Annotated in this window: 14 protein-coding genes, 1 pseudogene and 1 riboswitch; of the genes and pseudogenes, 1 reads left to right on the top strand and 14 read right to left on the bottom strand. The window is 72.4% G+C overall.

Annotation, left to right across the window (positions count from 1 at the left end):
* From ACWF9Z_RS16485 to ACWF9Z_RS16475, 3 genes are all read right to left on the bottom strand, one after another.
* Window positions 1-1,185, bottom strand: a 1,185-nt coding sequence (locus tag ACWF9Z_RS16485; protein ID WP_453602694.1) for an MBL fold metallo-hydrolase, incomplete at its 3' end; no start/stop codon positions are given.
* A gap of 145 nt (window positions 1,186-1,330) precedes the next feature.
* Window positions 1,331-2,116, bottom strand: a complete 786-nt coding sequence (locus tag ACWF9Z_RS16480; RefSeq protein WP_453602692.1) for an SGNH/GDSL hydrolase family protein — start codon at window positions 2,114-2,116, stop codon at window positions 1,331-1,333.
* A gap of 188 nt (window positions 2,117-2,304) precedes the next feature.
* Window positions 2,305-3,396: a M23 family metallopeptidase gene (locus ACWF9Z_RS16475; RefSeq protein ID WP_453602691.1), complete on the bottom strand. Its 1,092-nt coding sequence runs from the start codon at window positions 3,394-3,396 to the stop codon at window positions 2,305-2,307.
* A 2-nt stretch (window positions 3,397-3,398) separates the two neighbouring features.
* A riboswitch (cyclic di-AMP (ydaO/yuaA leader) is annotated at window positions 3,399-3,596 on the bottom strand.
* Between the two features lie 313 nt (window positions 3,597-3,909).
* Between ACWF9Z_RS16475 and ACWF9Z_RS16470 the strand changes: the two are divergent.
* Window positions 3,910-4,668: pseudogene (locus ACWF9Z_RS16470) on the top strand (tyrosine-protein phosphatase); the annotation flags it as partial.
* Window positions 4,669-4,842: 174 nt separating this feature from the next.
* Here the strand turns inward: ACWF9Z_RS16470 and ACWF9Z_RS16465 are convergent.
* From ACWF9Z_RS16465 to ACWF9Z_RS16415, 11 genes are all read right to left on the bottom strand, one after another.
* Entirely contained in the window at window positions 4,843-6,267 is a 1,425-nt protein-coding gene (locus ACWF9Z_RS16465; protein ID WP_453602689.1) for an aspartate aminotransferase family protein, read from the bottom strand.
* Window positions 6,264-7,295, bottom strand: coding sequence for an adenosyl-hopene transferase HpnH (gene hpnH, locus ACWF9Z_RS16460; RefSeq protein WP_453602687.1), 1,032 nt, complete (start codon window positions 7,293-7,295; stop codon window positions 6,264-6,266). Before hpnH ends, ACWF9Z_RS16465 begins: the two co-directional genes overlap by 4 nt.
* 5 nt (window positions 7,296-7,300) lie before the next feature.
* Entirely contained in the window at window positions 7,301-8,062 is a 762-nt protein-coding gene (locus ACWF9Z_RS16455; RefSeq protein ID WP_453602685.1) for a phosphorylase family protein, read from the bottom strand.
* A complete protein-coding gene (shc, locus tag ACWF9Z_RS16450; protein ID WP_453602683.1) occupies window positions 8,062-10,059 on the bottom strand; it encodes a squalene--hopene cyclase in 1,998 nt (665 codons plus the stop codon). Before shc ends, ACWF9Z_RS16455 begins: the two co-directional genes overlap by 1 nt.
* Window positions 10,060-10,175: 116 nt before the next feature.
* Window positions 10,176-11,270, bottom strand: a complete 1,095-nt coding sequence (locus ACWF9Z_RS16445) for a polyprenyl synthetase family protein (RefSeq protein WP_453602681.1) — start codon at window positions 11,268-11,270, stop codon at window positions 10,176-10,178.
* Window positions 11,271-11,383: 113 nt separating this feature from the next.
* On the bottom strand, window positions 11,384-12,757 hold the full coding sequence (gene hpnE / locus ACWF9Z_RS16440) for a hydroxysqualene dehydroxylase HpnE (protein WP_453602679.1): 1,374 nt from the start codon (window positions 12,755-12,757) through the stop codon (window positions 11,384-11,386).
* 121 nt (window positions 12,758-12,878) lie between these two features.
* Window positions 12,879-13,799, bottom strand: a complete 921-nt coding sequence (gene hpnD / locus ACWF9Z_RS16435; protein WP_453602677.1) for a presqualene diphosphate synthase HpnD — start codon at window positions 13,797-13,799, stop codon at window positions 12,879-12,881.
* Window positions 13,800-13,852: 53 nt separating this feature from the next.
* Window positions 13,853-14,773 (bottom strand): squalene synthase HpnC, encoded by a 921-nt coding sequence (hpnC, locus tag ACWF9Z_RS16430; RefSeq protein ID WP_453602720.1) that lies wholly within the window; start codon window positions 14,771-14,773, stop codon window positions 13,853-13,855.
* Window positions 14,774-15,149: 376 nt separating this feature from the next.
* The gene (locus ACWF9Z_RS16425) at window positions 15,150-15,929 is read right to left on the bottom strand and encodes an ABC transporter ATP-binding protein (protein WP_453602675.1); all 780 of its coding nucleotides are present in this window, start codon (window positions 15,927-15,929) and stop codon (window positions 15,150-15,152) included.
* Window positions 15,922-16,851: an ABC transporter permease gene (locus ACWF9Z_RS16420; protein ID WP_453602674.1), complete on the bottom strand. Its 930-nt coding sequence runs from the start codon at window positions 16,849-16,851 to the stop codon at window positions 15,922-15,924. Before ACWF9Z_RS16420 ends, ACWF9Z_RS16425 begins: the two co-directional genes overlap by 8 nt.
* A gap of 96 nt (window positions 16,852-16,947) precedes the next feature.
* Window positions 16,948-17,820, bottom strand: a complete 873-nt coding sequence (locus ACWF9Z_RS16415) for a glycosyltransferase family 2 protein (protein WP_453602718.1) — start codon at window positions 17,818-17,820, stop codon at window positions 16,948-16,950.

Genomic DNA, 17,820 nt, shown 5'->3' with positions numbered 1-17,820 from the left:
CGCGGGCGGGGCCGGGCCCCCCCCCCCCGCGCGCGGGGCCCCGGCCCGGGCCCCGTCGCGGGGGCCGGCCGGCACGGGCGCGACGACGAAGGGCCGCCACCAGGGCGCGGAGGGGGCGTCGGCCGCGCCCGGCTCGAAGGGCTGGCCGGGGATGGGGAGCGCGACGGCCGATCCGGACTTCTCGGCGGCGGCCACGGTGCCCTCGCCCGGCTCGTCCCACGGGTGCGGAGCCAGGTTGAACGTGCCCCAGTGGATCGGCAGCATCGTGCCGTGCGGCATCCCGCCCTGGAGGTCGAGGTGGGCGCGCATGCCCTCCTCCGGCGTCATGTGGATGTCCGGCCAGTACTCGGAGTAGGCCCCGATCTGGATCATCGTGGCGTCGAACGGCCCGTGCTCGGCGCCGATCTCCTCGAACCCCGGGAAGTAGCCGGTGTCACCGCTGTGGAAGACCCGGTGCGCGTCGCCCGCGACGACCCAGGACGCCCACAGGGTGAACTGCTGGTTGCGCAGTCCGCGCCCGCAGAAGTGGCGGGCCGGGGTCGCCGTGAGGGAGAGCCCGGCGATCTTGGTCGTCTCGTTCCAGTCGAGCTCGCGCAGCCGGTCCGCCGGGACGCCCCAGCGTTCCAGGTGCGCGCCGACGCCGAGCGGGACGGCGAAGACCGTGTCCGTGCCGGCGAGGGCCTTGATGGTCGGCAGGTCGAGGTGGTCGTAGTGGTCGTGCGAGATCACCACGACGTCCACGTCACCCAGCGAGGCCAGCGGTACCGGCACCGGGTGCAGCCGCTTGGGCCCGGCGAAGGGGAAGGGGGAGCACCGCTCGCCCCAGACCGGGTCGAACAGCACCCGGCGCCCGTCGATCTCGGCGAGCACGGAGGAGTGCCCCATCCAGGTCAGCCGCAGCCCGGTGGCCGGCGGCTTCGCCAGCTCGGCGAGCGTCGTCGGGTACACCGGGATGGGAGCGCCGGGGTTGCGCCGGAGCCGCTGCTCCTTGTGGAAGTAGATCTTGGCGAACTCCGCCATCGAGCCGGACGGCCTGGTGCGGGCGCCGACCGGGTTCTGGAACACGCCGTCGGCGAAGTTCGGCGAGCGCCGGATCCGGTCCAGGCGGGCACCGGACGGGTCCGCGCCGAACGCTTCGGGCCTCAGGGCGCGCAGCCGTGGACGCAGGGGACGGGAGCCGGTCAAAGCGCCTCCTGGGAGGATTCGGGCAGGACGTTCTGGTGGTTCACATCTTGGCAACGCACGGCACCCCCCAAGGATTCCACCGCGCGCCCCGGAACGCGCGCCCCGCCCCGTCCCGCCCCGGCCGCCGCCCGCCCCGCGCGGGCCCCTACAGCGGCAGCAGGTCCGGACGCTTGGCCGCCACGTGGTCCCCGGAGGACTCCCCGCGCAGCCGCCGTCCGATCCACGGCACCAGGTGGTCGCGCGCCCACTGGATGTTGTCCCGGGTCGTGTCCACCGAGCCGCGCGGGCGCATCGGCGGCCACGGCTGCTCGGGGTCGGCCGGCGTGGCCATGCCGAGCACCTGGGCGGCGCGCAGGGCGACCCGCGTGTGGCCCTCGGGCGAGAGGTGCAGCCGGTCGGCGTCCCAGGCCCGCCGGTCCTGGACGGACTTCAGCGACCAGAGGTCGAGGACGGGGCAGTCGTAGCGGTCGGCGATGGAGTGGACGTGCGCGCTGAACGTCGCGATCTTGCCCCGGATGTGCTTGAGGACCGGCACGTCCCGCGTGTCGAAGCCGGTGGTGATCACGACCCGGCCGACCGATCCGGCGAGGTCGCGCACGGCGGCCTCGTACCGTTCGGCCACGTCGTCCGGGTCGCTGCCGGGCCGGATGATGTCGTTGCCGCCCGCGCAGAAGGTCACGAGGTCCGGCGCCAGCGCCTTGGCGCGGGGCACCTGCTCGGCCACGATCTGGTCCAGGAGGCGGCCGCGCACGGCCAGGTTCGCGTACCGGAAGTCGTGCTCGTCACGCTGGTCGGCGAGGAGAACGGCCAGCCGGTCCGCCCAGCCGACGAACGTTTCCCCGGGTCCCGGGTCCCCCACGCCCTCGGTGAAGCTGTCCCCGATCGCCGCGTACGAGCCGATGGTCTTGAGTGTCGAAGTCGTCGCTGCCACGGGACCCCATCCTTCACCCCGGGGCGCGACCTACGCGACCGTAGCCACGGGTTGACACACCGTGATCTTCGCCACCGTCGGCCGAGGAAGAGGAGGGCGTGGGACCGGGACCCCCCTCGGGCCCCGGCCCCACGCCCCGCCCGGCCCCGCGGCGGCCGCACCACCGCGGGGCCTCCGGTTCACCGGATTCAGATGCTGACGCCCTTGGAGCGCAGGTAGGCCACCGGGTCGATGTCCGAGCCGTACGAGGGGCCCGTACGGATCTCGAAGTGGAGGTGCGGGCCGGTCACGTTGCCGGTCGCGCCGGAGAGGCCGATGGTCTGGCCGCCGGTCACGCTCTGGCCGGTCGAGACGGACAGCTGGGAGAGGTGGCCGTACTGGCTGTACTTGCCGTCGGCGTGCCGGATGACCACCTCGTTGCCGTACGCGCCGCCCCAGCCGGCCGACACGACGGTGCCCGCGCCGACGGCCTTGACGGTGGTGCCGGAGCTCGCGATGAAGTCGACGCCCGTGTGGTAACCGCTGGACCACATGGCGCCGGGCGTCCGGTACGAGGTGGACACGCCGCCGCCGACCGGGGCGACGAAGCCGGCGGAGGCGGGGGCGGCCTGCTGCTGGGCGGGGGCCTTGGGCGCGGGGGCGACCGGAGCCTCGGCCGCGGCGTCCGGCGAGGAGCCGTCGGACGCGCCTTCGCCGGAGAAGGACTCCTCGCCGGAGGAGCCGTCGGAGGAGTCGTCCGAGGAAGCCTCGGGAGCCGAGGCCTGAGAGGCGTCAGAGGGGTCCGAGGAGTCAGCGGCATCAGAGGAGGAGGAGGAAGCGGACTTTTCGGCCGGCTCCGGCGCCTCGGCCGGCGCGGGCTCGGCGGCCCGGGCCGCACCCTTCGCGCCGAGCGTCAGCTTGAGGCCCGGGTGGATCAGCGACGGATCGGAGCCCACCGCCTCGCGGTTGTCCTCGTAGAGCCGCTCCCAGCCACCGCGGAGGTGCTGCCGCTGGGCGATCTTGGAGAGGTAGTCCCCCGGCACGACCGTGTAGACGGCCGGGGCGGCCTGGGCGGCCGACCGCGCGGCGGTCGGGGCGGCCTGGAGAGCGGCCGGGACCTGCGCGGCCTGCGGCGCAAGGACCTGCGCGGCGGCGGGGGCGGCGCCCTGGGCGCCGGCCGCGTGGGCGCCGGCGGCGCCGAGCAGCGGGAGCGCGAGGGCCGCGCCACCGGTGCCGGCGACGGCGAGACCGCGGGATATCGAGCGGGACTTGGGACGGCGGTGCTTACCCGTTGCAGGCATGGCGAATTCCTCTCCGACGCCTGCGAGGTGAGCTGTCGGGTTCGGACTGGAGATGTCCGGCCATCGCGGATGCCGATCAAGGACACCCGCACGACTTAACCCCGAGCTGTTCCGTTGCAAAGATCCCGAACAGGATCTGGAACAGCGGCTTACCTGGTTCCCCCGCTCCTGCCCCGCGCGTGATCAGTCGAGTGCGGTTTCCGGTCGGCGGCAGGATTAGGCGGTCCGTCCGGATCGATCGCGAACGTAATCGAGTGCGCCCGGACAGAACAAGTCATGAATTCCCCAACAAAATCTTGAAGATGACGGCCCGCAGGAATTCCGGTCACCCTCCGTCCATTCGCGGCCTTCAACAACCGCCCCGGCAGGGCAATTCGGTATTCGCGATCAGCCACTCACCGTCACCGTATGATCTGGCTCACGGGGAGGTGTCCGATCTCGCCTTTCGCTATGGCAACTTGGTCCCAAGTGGAGCAATTCGGACACTCTCGACGACGACACGGAGGAGCCCCTGTGACCCAGCAGATACCCCACCCCTCGCGCACGGAGCCGGCGCTGTCCGGAGTGCGCAACTTCCGCGACGTGGGCGGGCTGCCGACCACGGACGGCCGGAGGGTCAAGTCGGGACTACTGTTCCGAAGCGGACATCTCGCACATGCCACCGAAAGCGATGCGGAGTTCCTCGGCTCGCTCGGACTGCACACCGTGTTCGACTTCCGCAATGACGCCGACCACGCGCTGGAGGGCGCGGACGTCGATCTTCCCGGCGTGCTGAACGTCAACATCCCGCTGTCGGACCCGGCCGACGGCCGGGAGTTCTGGACCATGGTCCGCGACGGGGAACTCGCCCAGCTGCACGAGGTCCTGGGCGACGGCAAGGCCGCCGCGCGGATGTCCCATTCGTACCGCGGGATCATCAGGACCCGCACCGCCGAGCACAGCCGGGTCGTGCACGCCCTCGCCGAGGACAGCGTCCCGGCCCTCATGCACTGCGCCGCCGGCAAGGACCGGGCCGGCCTGTCGATCGCCGTCACCCTGCTCGCGCTGGGCGTGGAGCGGGACGCGATCGTCACGGACTACCTGGAGTCGAACGCCGCGCACAACCGCTACCGGGTCCGCCGGAGCGGGGACGCGACCGAAGCCCGCACCCCCGAGGTGATGGAGCTGCTCGCCCCGCTCTTCGACGCCCGCGCCGAGTACCTGACGGCGGCCTTCGAGACCATGGACGAGGAGTGGGGCGGGGTGGAGCGCTACCTCGGCGAGGGGGGGGGGGGGGGGGGGCGGCCCGCCCGCCCGCGGGGGGGCGGGCGGGGGGGGGGGGCGGGCGCCGCCGGGGGGGGGCGGGGGCCGCGCCGGCCCCCCCCCGCCGCCACCTCCCGCGCCGGCGGGGCGGCCTGTTGCACCCCCGCCCGCGCGGGGGGGGGGCCCCCCCCGCCGCGCACCGCGTCAGCGGTTCGCGACGGCCTGCCGCACCAGCGTCCTGCCGAAGTCCCACATCAGCGCGCCGCCGCCGTGCGCCTCGTCCATGACCTCGCGGAAGGCCCCGACGAACCGGTCCACGTCCGCCTCGTCCAGGACCAGCGGCGGAATCAGCTTGATCACTTCCAGGTGGTCCCCGGACACCTGCGTGAGGATCCGGTGCTTCTGCAGCAGGGGCACCACGACCATCTGCGCGAACAGCCCCTTGCGGGCCGCCTGCAGCATGGTCCACCGGCTGCGCAGCCCCAGCGAGGACGGGCGGCCGAACTCGATGCCGATCATCAGCCCGCGTCCCCGTACCTCGTGGAGCAGCTCGTACGCGTCCACGAGCGCGGCGAGGCGGCCGCGCAGCAGATCGCCCATGGCGCGGGCACGGGCCACCAGCCGCTCGTCCTCCATGACGGACAGGACCGCGAGCCCGGCCGCCATCGCCTGCGCGTTGGAACCGAAGCTGGCGGAGTGCACGAGCACCCGGTCCATGGAGGAATAGACCTTCTTGAAGATCCAGTCCTTCCCCAGGGTCGCGCCGACGGGCACGTAGCCGCCGCTGAGGGCCTTGGCCACGCACACCAGGTCCGGCTCCACACCGGCCTCGTGCTGGTAGGCGTAGAACTCCCCGGTACGGCCGAGACCGGTCTGCACCTCGTCCGCGATCAGCAGCGCCTTGTGGCGGTGCAGCAGCTCCTGGGCGGCGAGCAGGAAGCCGGGGGGCGCGGCGAGCACCCCCTTGCCCTGGACCGGTTCGACGACGAAGGCCGCCACGTCCCCCTTCCGCAGTTCCCGCTCCAGCGCGGCCAGATCGCCGAGCGCGATCTTCGTGTCGGGCAGCAGCGGCGCGAAGCCGTCCCGGAAGCCGCCCTCCCCGTTCACCGAGAGGGAGCCGGTGGTGAGCCCGTGGAAGGCGTGGTCGCAGTAGAGGACCCTGGGCCGCCCGGTGGCGTAGCGGGCGAACTTCAGGGCGGTCTCCACCGCCTCGGTACCGCTGTTGCCGAAGAAGACCCGCTCCAGGTGCGGGCTGTACGAGAGCAGCTTCTCGGCGAGCAGTCCGGGCAGCGGCTGGCAGTCGAAGCGCGTGAGGTCGGCGAGCTGCGCGTCCAGGACGTCGTGCAGGGCCTGCTTGACCACCGGGTGGTGCCGGCCGAGCCCCATCACCCCGAACCCGGCCAGCATGTCGAGGTAGTCGTTGCCCTCGGCGTCCCAGAAGTGGGCGCCCTCGGCCCGCTCGTAGACCTTGTCGAAGCCGATGGTGTGCAGCATCCGGGGCAGCTGGTGGTTGAGGTGACGGGCATGCAGCTCGTACCGTTCGGCGCCGCGCTCGGCCAGCAGGGCGCCGAGGTCGAACCCCCCGGCCCGTCCTCCCCGGCCGCCCTCCCCCGCGTGACCCCCGCTCATGCCGACGCGTCCCGGTTCCCGCCCACGGTCTCACGGGCCGCCCGCAGGGTCTCCTTGAGCGACCCCATGGTGGCGAGGACGGCGGTGGGCTCGTACCCGCAGTGCGCCATGCAGTTCGCGCAGCGCGGGTCCTTTCCGCGGCCGTACTTGCTCCAGTCGGTGTCCTCGACCAGTTCCCGGTACGAGGGCACGTATCCGTCGCTCATCAGATAGCAGGGGCGCTGCCAGCCGAAGAGGGAGTAATTCGGAATGGCCCACGCGGTGCAGGGGAAATCTGCTTTGCCTTCGAGGAAGTCCAGGAAGAGGGGGGAGTGGTTGAGCCGCCAGCGGCGCCGGTTTCCGCCCGCGAAGGCCTTCTTGAAGAGTTCGCGCGTCTGCTCGACGCCCAGGAAGTGCTCCTGGTCGGGGGCCTTCTCGTAGGCATACGCGGGCGAGATCATCATCTCGTCGACCCGCAGGTCGTCATTGAGGTAGTTGAGGACCTCGATGACGGTCTGCGGGGTGTCCGTGTTGAAGAACGTGGAGTTGGTGGTCACGCGGAACCCGCGCTTCTTCGCTTCCTTGATGGCCGCGACCGCCTCGTCGAAGACGCCTTCCTTCGCCACCGACTCGTCGTGGCGCTCGCGCAGGCCGTCGATGTGCACGGCGAAGGCGAAGTAGGGGGAAGGGGTGAACTTCTCGATCTTCTTTCGCAGCAGCAGCGCATTGGTGCACAGGAAGACGTATTTCCGCTTCGCCACCAGCTGGCGCACGATCTCGTCGATCTGCGGGTGCATCAGGGGCTCGCCGCCGGCGATGGACACCATCGGCGCACCGGATTCCAGCACGGCGCCGACGGCCTGGGCCACGGGCATGCGCTGCTTGAGCACCCCGGCCGGGTGCTGGATCTTCCCGCAGCCCTCACACGCGAGGTTGCAGGCGTAGAGCGGTTCCAGCTCGACGATCAGCGGGAACTTATCGCGCTTGCGGAGCTTCTGTTCGAGCAGATAGGTCCCGACCCTGATGGTCTGTCGCAGTGGCATTGCCATCTGGCTCACCTCCTGGGGAGCAGCAAAGAACGGTGCCAGTCATAAAACGCGGGCAGTACGGCGCGCAGTACGCGAAAGGCTGATATTCCCCCCCGGATGGTGCCGATGCGGACGAGCTCATGCTCCGGAGCGTCCACGATCACCCGGACGGCCGCAACAGGACGGTTCCCGCCGTCCGTGCCCTCCGTCACGGTCCCCTCCCCGGCCGCGGTCCACAAGGTGGCCGCGGATTCCATGTCCACCCCGATGGCGCCGGTGGCGCGCAGCTGCGCGCGCTCCTGGCCCCGGACGACGTGGTCGGATCCGGTCAGCACACCGAGGTGCACCGTCCGGCCGGGTACGGCCCGGGCCAGCGCCTCGGCCAGCAGAGCGGTACCGGCGCAGGCGACTGTGCCGCGCGGGTCCCGGGTCTCCTCGGCGACGATCAGGTCGCCGGGGCGCATGCCGGGCAGCAGCCCGGCGCAGAATCCGGTGGCGAGCACCGCGGCCCCGCGCAGTCCTGGTGCGTCCAGGGCCCGGCCGACGGCGCGGTCGGCCGCGCGCGGGCCCATGCCGGTGCGCAGGACCTCGTACCGCTCGGGCGCGCCCGCCCCGCGGCCGCTGCGCAGGGCCGCCCGCTCGATGCGCAGCGCGCAGGCGATCAGCAGCGGCGCGGCCCGTCCGGGCCCGGGACCGGACGGAGAGCCGGAGGCGGACGCGGAGCCGGATGCGGAGCCGGGGCCCGGACCGGGGTCCGGACCGGAGCCGGTGCCGGGGTCCGGGCGCATCAGGCCTCCTCGGCGGCCGCGCACACGGCCCGGTCCGCGTACCGGCCGTCGGGGCCGAACGGCTCTCCGTAGAGGTAGCGCCCGAGCGCGGTGAGCGGGAACACCTGCCGGTAGAGGTGGTAGTTGATGGAGAAGTCCCAGGGGAAGCCGGTCCCGGTGAAGTACGGCTCGTCCCAGGTGCCGTCCCCGCACTGGGTCTCGACGAGGTACGCGATCCCGCGCCGGACGGCGCCGCTCTCGCGCTCCCCCGCCGACAGCAGGGCCATCAGCGCCCAGGCCGTCTGCGAAGCGGTGGAGGCGCCCTTCCCGGCCCAGGACGGGTCCTTGTAGGAGCGCTGGTCCTCGCCCCACCCGCCGTCCTCGTTCTGTACGGATTCCAGCCAGCCCACGGCCCGCCGGATCGCGGGGTGCGAACGGGCGAAGCCGGCGGCGGTCAGGGCCGGGATCACCGAGCCGGTCCCGTAGATGTAGTTGGTGCCCCAACGGCCGAACCAGCCGCCGTTCGCGTCCTGTTCGGCGAGCAGCCAGGCGATCCCGCGCCGGGTGCGCGCGTCGCCCGCCTTGCCCTCGACGGCGAGCATCTCCACGACGTGGGCGGTGACGTCGGCCGAGGGCGGGTCGATGACCTCGCCGAAATCGCAGAAGGGCAGCCGGTTGGGGAGGGGGCTGGTGTTGTCGGCGTCGAAGGCGCCCCAGGCGCCGTTCTTCGACTGCATCCCGAGGTTCCAGGACACGCCGCGGGCGATGGCCCCCTCGACGCGCGCCGGATCGGGGTGTTTGACCCGGCGCAGGGCGAGCACGACCTCGGCGGTGTCGTCGATGTCGGGGTAGTTGTCGTTGTGGAACTCGAACGCCCAGCCTCCCGGGGCCAGTCCGGGCCGGCGCACGGCCCAGTCGCCGGTGCGGACGATCTCCTCGCCGAGCATCCAGTCGGCGGCCTTGACCAGGGCCGGGTGGTCGGGGCGCAGCCCCGCGTCGGCCAGCGCGATGGCGGCCAGGCAGGTGTCCCACACCGGGGACTGGCAGGCCTCGATCATGCGGGCGCCGTCCGCGCGCCAGACGGCGAACCGGTCCAGGGACTCCAGTCCGGCCCGCATCACCGGGTGCCCGAGGTCGTAGCCGAGCAGGTGCAGGGCGATGACGGAGTACACGGCGGGTGGCTGGATCCCGCCCCAGCAGCCGTCGTTCTCCTGGCGCTCCACGATCCAGCGGCCGGCGCTCGCCATCGCCGCCTTGCGCAGCGCGCGCGGGGCGAACCGGCGGTAGACGTGCAGGGCCTTGTCCATCCGCTGGAAGGCGCCGCCCCAACTGGTCACCGGGTCGAGCCGCTTGGCCGGGTACGGGTCGCGCGCGTCGGCGTGGAGCTCGTCCAGCGCGAAGGGGGCGGGGCGGACCGGGCGCAGGGCGGAGACCACGGTGAGCGGGACGATGGTCTGGCGGGCCCAGCAGCCGAAGTCGTAGATGTTCAGCGGTACCCAGGGCGGCAGGAAGACCAGCTCGGGCGGGAGTTCGGGCAGGTGGTCCCAGCTCCACCAGCCGAACAGCGCCAGCCAGATGCGGGTGAAGACGCGGGCGGCGGCGATCCCCCCGTGGGCCCGGATCCACGCGGAGGCGCGGGCCATGTGCGGGGCGTCGGGCGCGTCCCCGGCCAGGCGCAGGGCCAGGTAGGCCTCGATGGTGGCGGACAGGTCGGGGGGGCCTCCGTGGAACGTGGCCCAGGTGCCGTCGTCCTGCTGCTCGCCGCGGATGAACAGGCCCGCGGCCCGGGTGGTGGCCTCGTCGCGGATCCCGAGGAACTGCCTCAGCAGCAGGTCCTCCGCGTCCATGGTGACGTTGGTCTCCAGGTCGCCCTTCCACCAGCCGGCCTCGTCCTGCCGGGCGAGCAGGTCGCGCACGGCGCGTGCGGTGGCTTCGTGGACGCCGGGCGGCCCCTGGGCCGCACTGTCGTCCGGGTCGGTGCCGCGCGCATCGGCTCCGCCGTCGGTCGTCGCTGTCATGGCTTTCCCCTATGCGTGCAGTGTCCTCTGCTGTCCTGGGGTTCGCCGTCGGCCGGTACTACGGGATGGCAGTACCGGCCGGCGACTCGCGATTCATATCTGCGAGCGGGTGGCGGTCACCTCTTGCGCACGACGACGAAGTCGGCGAGGGCCACCAGCTGCTCACGCACCCGCTGGTCCATGTCCACGTCGTCGAGGGCCTTGATCGCGACGGCGTGCTGGCGGCGTGCCTCGTCGGCGGTCCACTGGCGGCCGCCGGCGGCCTCGATGAGCGCGGCGCGGGCCGCGAACTCCTCCTCGGAGAAGTTCTCGAAGTCGTTGCTCTTGGCGTCGGCCGCGAGCAGTTCGGCCAGCTCCTCGCAGGCCGGTCCGCCGGCCGCGAGGGCGGCGACGACGGGCAGCGACTTCTTGCGCTGGCGCAGGTCGCTCCAGGTCTGCTTGCCGGTGGACTCCGGGTCGCCCCAGATGCCGAGGAGGTCGTCGACGGCCTGGAAGGCGAGGCCGAGGTGGTAGCCGTACTCCTCCAGCTTGTCGGCCGTGCGGTCGTCCGCGCCGCCGAGCACGGCGCCGATGGAGACGGCACAGGCGAGCAGGGCGCCGGTCTTGTTGCCCTCCATCTCCAGGCATTCCTCGACGCTGACGCGCTCGCGGTGCTCGTAGGAGATGTCCTGCGCCTGGCCGTCGATGAGCTTGCGGCTGGCGGTGGTCAGCCGGCGGGCGGCCCGGCCGGCCTCGACGGTCCCCAGCTCCAGGAGCACCTCGTTGGCGAGGGCGAAGAGCGCGTCGCCGACGAGGATCGCGAGGGCCGGTCCGTGGACCTTCCACACCGTGTCGCGGTGGCGGCGCTGCTCGTCGCCGTCCATCAGGTCGTCGTGGAGCAGCGAGAAGTTGTGCACGAGCTCGACCGCGACGGCCCCCGGGATGCCCACCTCGGCCGCGGCGCCCGCGGCTTCGGCGGAGAGCAGCGCGAGGGCGGGGCGGACGGCCTTGCCGCCGTCGCCGTCCGCCGGGTTGCCCAGTGCGTCGATCCAGCCGAAGTGGTAGGCGGCGACGGTGTCCATGGGCGCGGCGAGCCGGTCCACGGCGGCGCGGAGCACGGGCGTCGAGAGCGTGCGGCCGCGCTCGAGGAGGGCGAGCGTGTCCGCCTTCTCCCCGCCGGCCGGGCCCGTACTGGCGTCCGTGTACTCGACGGCCGGATTCCCCGGATTCACTGGTTCTCCTCTGGTTCCTGTACGTACGGCGGTGCGTGCTGCGGTGCCGCGTGTCGCGGTGCTGCGTGCTGCTGTGTGGCCGGTGCTGTCGGCCACGGTGGTGCCGGTCGTGGTCATACCGCCTCCTGCAAGGGGTGTTCGCGGTGGCGGCCCAGCATGGTGAGTGCGGCATGAGCCGCGCTCAGTCCGCTGCGGACGGCGCTCTCCATGGTCGCGGGCCAACCGGTCGCGGTCCATGCACCGGCGAGGTAGAACCCCGGCGTGTCGGTCCGCGCGCCGGGGCGCAGGCGTCCGACGCCGGGGGTGGGGGCGAAGGTCGCGGTGCGCTCCCGGGTGACGAAGAAGTCCCGTACCTTGGCGCCGCGCGCGGCGGGGAGCAGCCGTTCCAGTTCGGGCAGGTACTTCCCGCGCAGCACCGAGACGGGTTCGTCGATGTCCTCGTGGGCGACGGACTGGGACAGGGCCAGGTACTGGCCGCCGTCGGGGAGTCCGGAGGAGTCGGTGCGGTCGAAGACCCACTGGACCGGGGAGCCGAGGGCCGCGAAGAACGGCGCCTTGAGCACCTTGCGGTCGTAGACGACGTGCACGTTGAGGATCGGCGCGGTGCCGATGTCCAGGAGCTTGTCGGGGTCGGCGAGGGCGCCGGCGGGCAGCAGGCCGTGCGCCTCGCGCTGGGGCACGGCGAGGACCACGACGGCGGCGTCGAGGGATTCGCCTTCCGTGCCGACCCGCCAGCCGCCTTCCGCGGTACGGGAGATGTCGGTGACCCGGGTGCGCAGTGCGGTCCGTACGCCGGCCGCGTCGAGGGCCTTGCGGGCGAGGGTGTCGTGCAGGTCGCCCAGGGGTACGCGGGCCCAGCCGATGTCGGCCGCGCCGTTCTCGGAGAGCAGGCCGGTCTTGAAGACCATGGCGGCCAGGCCCAGCGAGGACTGCTCGGCGGTGGCGTTGAGGGTGGCGATGCCGACGAGGTCCCACAGCGCTTCGATGGTGCGCGGGGACTGCCCGTAGCGGCCGAGCCAGGTCGCGAAGTCCAGGCCGTCGAGCGCCGGGTCGGCGGGGTCGAGGCGGCGCAGGGCGAGGGCGGCGCGTCCGACGCTCGCCCGTTCGGCGAGCGAGAGGTGCGGGTAGCGGGCCAGCGAGCCGGCCAGGTGCAGGGGGACGGGCAGGACGCTGCGGCGCAGCCGGCCCAGGCGCGGTCCGCCGGGGTGGGCCACGTCGAGCACGGGCACGTCGAGGCGGTCCTGGAGGGGCGCCAGGGCGGCGGCGTCGATCCGGTCGAGGAACCACCGGTAGGCGGTGCAGCAGCGCAGGTAGACGTGCTGGCCGTTGTCCACGGTGAGGTCGCCGCGCTTGAAGGAGAAGGCGAGGCCGCCGAGCCGGGGCCGGCCTTCCAGCAGGGTCACCCGCAGCCCCGCGTCGGCGAGTTCCAGCGCGGTGGTGACGCCCGCGAGTCCGCCGCCGACGACCACGGCGTGGTTGGCGGTCATCCGTCCTCCTCCTCGGTCACCGCGACAGGTGTCACCGCGAAGGACGCGGTGGCCGCGCGGGGGGTTGCTCCGGTGCGCCGCGCGGCCGTGTCCGGCCCGTTCGGCCGGCCGGCCGCGGGCATCAGAGCCGCCGCCTGGTGCTCTGGCGTGAGATGGTCCGCGCGTCGAGTCCGGACAGCCCGCGGACGGCCACGTACGCCTTCTCGTGCGGCGGCAGCGAGACGCGGCCGCGGAGCACGGCCTCGGGCTCGCGCTCGATGCGGTCGAGGAGGCGCCGGTAGATGCCGGCCATGGCGGCGACACAGGCGCCGCTGCGCCGGTCGAGCATGGGCAGCAGCCGGTAGCCCTCGACGAACAGGGCCCGCGCGCGCCGGACTTCGTGGTGGACGAGCCCGGCGAAGTCGGCTCCGGCGGGCATCCGCTCGCTGCGGAACCCCTCCGAGCAGCCGAACTTGGCGAGGTCCTCGGCGGGCAGGTAGGTGCGCCCGTTGGCCGCGTCCTCGGTCACGTCCCGGAGGATGTTGGTGAGTTGCAGCGCGAGGCCGAGGGTGTCGGCGTACTCCCCGGCGCGGGCCGCGTCGTGCGCCCCCGGGGCGGTGCCGAACACGCCGAGCGAGAGCCGGCCGATGGCCCCGGCCACGCAGCGGCAGTAGACCTTGAGGTCCTCCCAGGTCTCGTACTCCTGGCCGCGCACGTCCATCAGGACGCCGTCGATGAGTTCGTCGAGCCCTTCGAGCGGGATCGGGAAGCGGCGGGCGGCGTGGGCGAGGGCGACGGCGACCGGGTCGGTGTCGTCCTCGTCGATCTTCCCGGCGCGGATCCGGTCGAGCAGGGTGCGGGTCTCCTCGAGCCGGACCAGCTTGACCTCGGGCGGCAGCGCACCGTCGCCGATGTCGTCGACCCGCCGGGAGAGGGCGTAGAGCGCCGACATGGCCTGCCGCTTCTCCACGGGCAGGAGCCGGATGCCGTAGGCGAAGTTGCGCGCCTGCGCGCCGGTGACGGCCTCGCAGTAGCTGTAGGCCGCAGAGACCGGTGCGGACATTGCGGACGGAGCGCCGGGTGCGGACGCGTGTGTGGGGCCCTCCACGGTCGGGCTCACCCCTTTCTCGGCGCTGTGCGCAGTACGGCGGCCACCTCGCGGAGCAGGCCGCTCCTGGTGGGCTTGGGCGGGCCGGGAAGTACGTCGAAGCCGGCGGCGGTGACGGCGCGCAGGGCGGCACGTCCGCCTCCGACGAAGCCGGCGAGCAGCAGCCGGAGCCTTCCGTGGACACTGCCGACGAGCGGTGTGCCCTCGTTCAGGAGGTCCCGGGCGCGCTCGGTCTCGAAGGCGATCAGGGAGCGTACGGACGCTCCGGCGGACGGGGCGGCGAGATCGGTCTCGCTCACGCGGAACCGGTGCATGTCCTCGCCCGGGAGGTAGATCCGGTCCCGGCCGAGGTCCTCCGCGACGTCCTGGAGGTGTTCGGCGATCTGCAGGGCGGTGCAGATCGCGTCGGAGCGGCGGATCCGCTCGGGGGTGCTGGTGCCGGTGAGTTCGAGGACGAGGCGGCCGACCGGGTTCGCGGAGAGCTCGCAGTAGCCGAGGAGGTCCCCGTACGTCGCGTAGCGCGTGATCCGCTGGTCCTGGCGGTTGGCCTCGATGAGCCCGAGGAAGGGCTCGACGCTGAGCGCGTGGCTCCGCACGACGGGCTGCAGGGCCAGCATCAGGGGGTGGCGCGGGGGGCCGTCGGTGCCGCCGAAGACGCGGTGCAGGTCGGCCTCGAAGGCGTCGAGCATGGCGAGCCGGTCGTCCGCGGCGGCCGGGTCGAGGCCGAGCAGGACGGCGTCGCGGCCGCCGGGGGCGAGATCGCCGTCGCCGATGTCGTCCACCAGGCGGGCATAGCCGTAGACCGCTTGCAGGCCCTCGCGCCAGGCGCGGGGCAGGAAGACGGGGGCGACGGGGAAGTTCTCGTCGCGGGCCTTGCCGAGGGTGGCGCTCGCCTCGGCTCCGCGGATGTCCGCGAGGACGGGGGCGATGGCGGCCGCGTGCGGCCGGGGGCCGGCGCCGTGCGCCCGGGTCACCACCCGCCGCCCGTGGCGGGAACGGCCGTCGTGCCTGGGGGCCGGAGAATTCCCGTAGCCATTGCCGTCACATCTCCCGTTCTACACTGCCGACCCAATACATCCTATTTCGGACACGCCCCGGATTTCCCCCCGGGTCGACTCAGGCTATTCACCTGTGGTGAAACGTCCCCTCTTGCCCGCGATTGGGGACTGGCCCAGCTTACGCTGTACAACGCCGCGACGGCTCGACGGGTATTCGGTTCCCCGCTGATGTCGCCCCGCGAGGGGCGCGCCGGGCATGCGGCGGCCCCCGCCGCTCGACGCTGCGGGGGCCGCCGGTGAAGATCGGTCAGCTGGTGGCCTTCTCGTAGGCCTGGACGACTTCCTCGGTGGGGCCGTCCATCAGGAGTTCGCCGCGCTCCAGCCACAGCACCCGGTCACAGGTGTCGCGGATGGACTTGTTGTTGTGGCTCACCAGGAAAACGGTTCCGGCGCTCTTGCGCAGTTCCCGGATGCGCTCCTCGGAACGCACCTGGAACTTCCGGTCGCCGGTGGCCAGCGCCTCGTCGATCATCAGGACGTCGTGGTCCTTCGCCGCGGCGATGGAGAAACGCAGGCGCGCCGCCATGCCGGAGGAGTAGGTGCGCATCGGCAGCGAGATGAAGTCACCCTTCTCGTTGATGCCCGAGAAGTCGACGATGCTCTCGTACCGCTCCTTGATCTGCTCGCGGCTCATGCCCATCGCGAGACCGCCGAGGACCACGTTGCGCTCGCCGGTGAGGTCGTTCATCAGCGCCGCGTTCACGCCCAGCAGCGAGGGCTGGCCGTCCGTGTAGACCTTGCCCGCCTCGCAGGGCAGCAGCCCGGCGATGGCGCGCAGCAGCGTCGACTTGCCCGAGCCGTTGGAGCCGATGACTCCGATGGCCTCGCCGCGGTACGCCGTGAAGGAGACCCCGCGCACGGCGTGGACGCGCCGGACACCCGGTGCGTCCCCCTTGCCCCGGCGGACTATCTTGCTCAGCGCCGCCGTGGCACTGCCCTTGCCCGAGCTGCCGGTGTTGACGCGGTAGACGATGTGCACGTCGTCGGCGATGACGGTGGGGACGTGCCCCCGGTTGTTCTCAGCCACGGCCGTAACGCTCCTCAGCCTTCCAGAAGTACACGAAGCCGCCGAGACCGATCAGCACGGCCCAGCCGACGGCGAAGGCCCAGACGTGCGGCGGCAGGTTCTCGCGGCCGTACGAGTCGATGAGCGCGAAGCGGACCAGGTCCATGTAGATCGCGGCCGGGTTCCACTGCAGCACGTCCGCGATCCACTCGGGCTTGCCCTTGAGCATCTCGCTGATCGAGAACATGACGCCGGAGGCGTACATCCACGTACGCGTCACGAACGGCATGAGCTGGGCGAGGTCGGGGGTCTTGGAACCCATCCGCCCGAAGATCAGCGCGAGACCGGTGTTGAAGGCGAACTGGAGGATCAGCGCCGGGATCACCAGGAGCCAGGACGCGCTGGGGTAGTTCCCGAAGGCGATCGTGACCACGAACACGACGATCATCGAGAACAGCAGCTGCTGGAGCTGCTGCAGCGAGAAGGAGATCGGCAGGGAGGCGCGCGGGAAGTGCAGCGCGCGGACCAGGCCGATGTTGCCCGGGATCGCCCGGACACCCGCCATCAGCGAACTCTGCGTGAAGGTGAAGACGAAGACGCCGATCACCAGGAAGGGGATGTAGGCGTCCTTGTCGATGCCGCGGCCGGCATCCAGGATCAGGCCGAAGATCAGGTAGTAGACCAGCGCGTTGAGCAGTGGGGTCGCCACCTGCCAGATCTGGCCGAGCTTCGCCTGGCTGTACTGCGCCACCAGCTTCGCCCGGGAGAAGGCGATGATGAAGTGGCGCCGGTCCCACAGCTGGCGCACGTATTCGGCCAGACCCGGCCGGGCGCCGCTGACGGACAGGCCGTACTTCCTGGCGAGCTCCGCGGGGCTCAGCCCCGCGTCGTCGGACGGCGACTTGCTCGTGGCGAGGGCGCCGTCCTGGGTTGTGTCACTCACAAGATGAAACTTTCCGTCTTCATGATGCGGCAGAAGGTGGCATCGGGCCTGAGGCACTCGGATCGTGATCGCGCCATGTTCTCAGACGCGAGCGGGTCAGATGACAGGCGGTCGGCCCAGCCGGGTCAGTCGCCAGACCGTACGCCACTTCATGGGGCGCCGGGGACCACAGGAGGTGGTCCACCCCTCCTTGAACCCGCCGAACCAGGCCTTGAGCGCCGGCGCGGACGGCCTGCGCAGGAGCGTCAGCAGGAGCCAGACGCCCACGTAGACGGGGACCAGCGGAGCGGGGAGGTTGCGGCGGGCCAGCCACACCCGGTTGCGGGCCACCATACGGTGATAGACCGCGTGCCGGGAGGGCGCCGTCGTGGGATGCAGCAGCACCATGTCCGCGCGGTAGTCGATCTGCCAGCCGGCGTCGAGCGCCCGCCAGGCCAGATCGGTCTCCTCGTGGGCGTAGAAGAACTCCCCCGGCAGGTCTCCGACCTGCTCGAACACCTTCGTGCGGACGGCGTTGGCGCCGCCCAGGAAGGTGGTCACGCGCGAGGAGCGCAGGGGGTCGGAGGCGCGCAGCCGCGGTACGTGCCGGCGCTGGGTCTCGCCGGTGTCCGGATCGGCGATCCGGAAACTGACGATCCCGAGCTCCGGGTCCTCCGCGAAGGCCTGCCGGCACAGCTCGGCGGTGTCGGCGCGCTCCAGGAGCCCGTCGTCGTCGAGGAAGAGCAGGGCGTCCACCTCGCGGCCGCCGGGGCCGAAGGCCTCGATGCCGACGTTGCGCCCGCCCGGGATGCCCAGGTTCTCGGGCAGCTCGACGGCGCGCACGCCCTCGGGCAGCCCGGTGAGCCGCACTCCCTGGCCCACCACCGCGACCTCGACCGGGTCGCCGTCCTGCCGGGCCACCGAGTCGAGGAGCGCCTTGAGCTCGTCGGGCCGGTTGCCCATGGTGATGATGACGGCGCCCAGCCGCAT

Source organism: Streptomyces sp. NPDC054961 (genome assembly GCF_053609145.1).
The sequence above is the reverse complement of the archived record's forward strand: the minus strand, read 5'-3'. Positions and strand labels throughout refer to the sequence as shown.

Excerpts from the sequence above, each read along its gene's own strand:
- hpnH (WP_453602687.1), bottom strand. The coding sequence starts at position 7,295 with ATGGCAATGCCACTGCGACAGACCATCAGGGTCGGGACCTATCTGCTC.
- ACWF9Z_RS16475 (WP_453602691.1), bottom strand. The coding sequence starts at position 3,396 with ATGCCTGCAACGGGTAAGCACCGCCGTCCCAAGTCCCGCTCGATATCC.
- shc (WP_453602683.1), bottom strand. The coding sequence starts at position 10,059 with ATGACAGCGACGACCGACGGCGGAGCCGATGCGCGCGGCACCGACCCG.
- ACWF9Z_RS16415 (WP_453602718.1), bottom strand. The coding sequence starts at position 17,820 with ATGCGGCTGGGCGCCGTCATCATCACCATGGGCAACCGGCCCGACGAG.
- hpnE (WP_453602679.1), bottom strand. The coding sequence starts at position 12,757 with ATGACCGCCAACCACGCCGTGGTCGTCGGCGGCGGACTCGCGGGCGTC.
- ACWF9Z_RS16455 (WP_453602685.1), bottom strand. The coding sequence starts at position 8,062 with ATGCGCCCGGACCCCGGCACCGGCTCCGGTCCGGACCCCGGTCCGGGC.
- ACWF9Z_RS16465 (WP_453602689.1), bottom strand. The coding sequence starts at position 6,267 with ATGAGCGGGGGTCACGCGGGGGAGGGCGGCCGGGGAGGACGGGCCGGG.
- hpnD (WP_453602677.1), bottom strand. The coding sequence starts at position 13,799 with ATGTCCGCACCGGTCTCTGCGGCCTACAGCTACTGCGAGGCCGTCACC.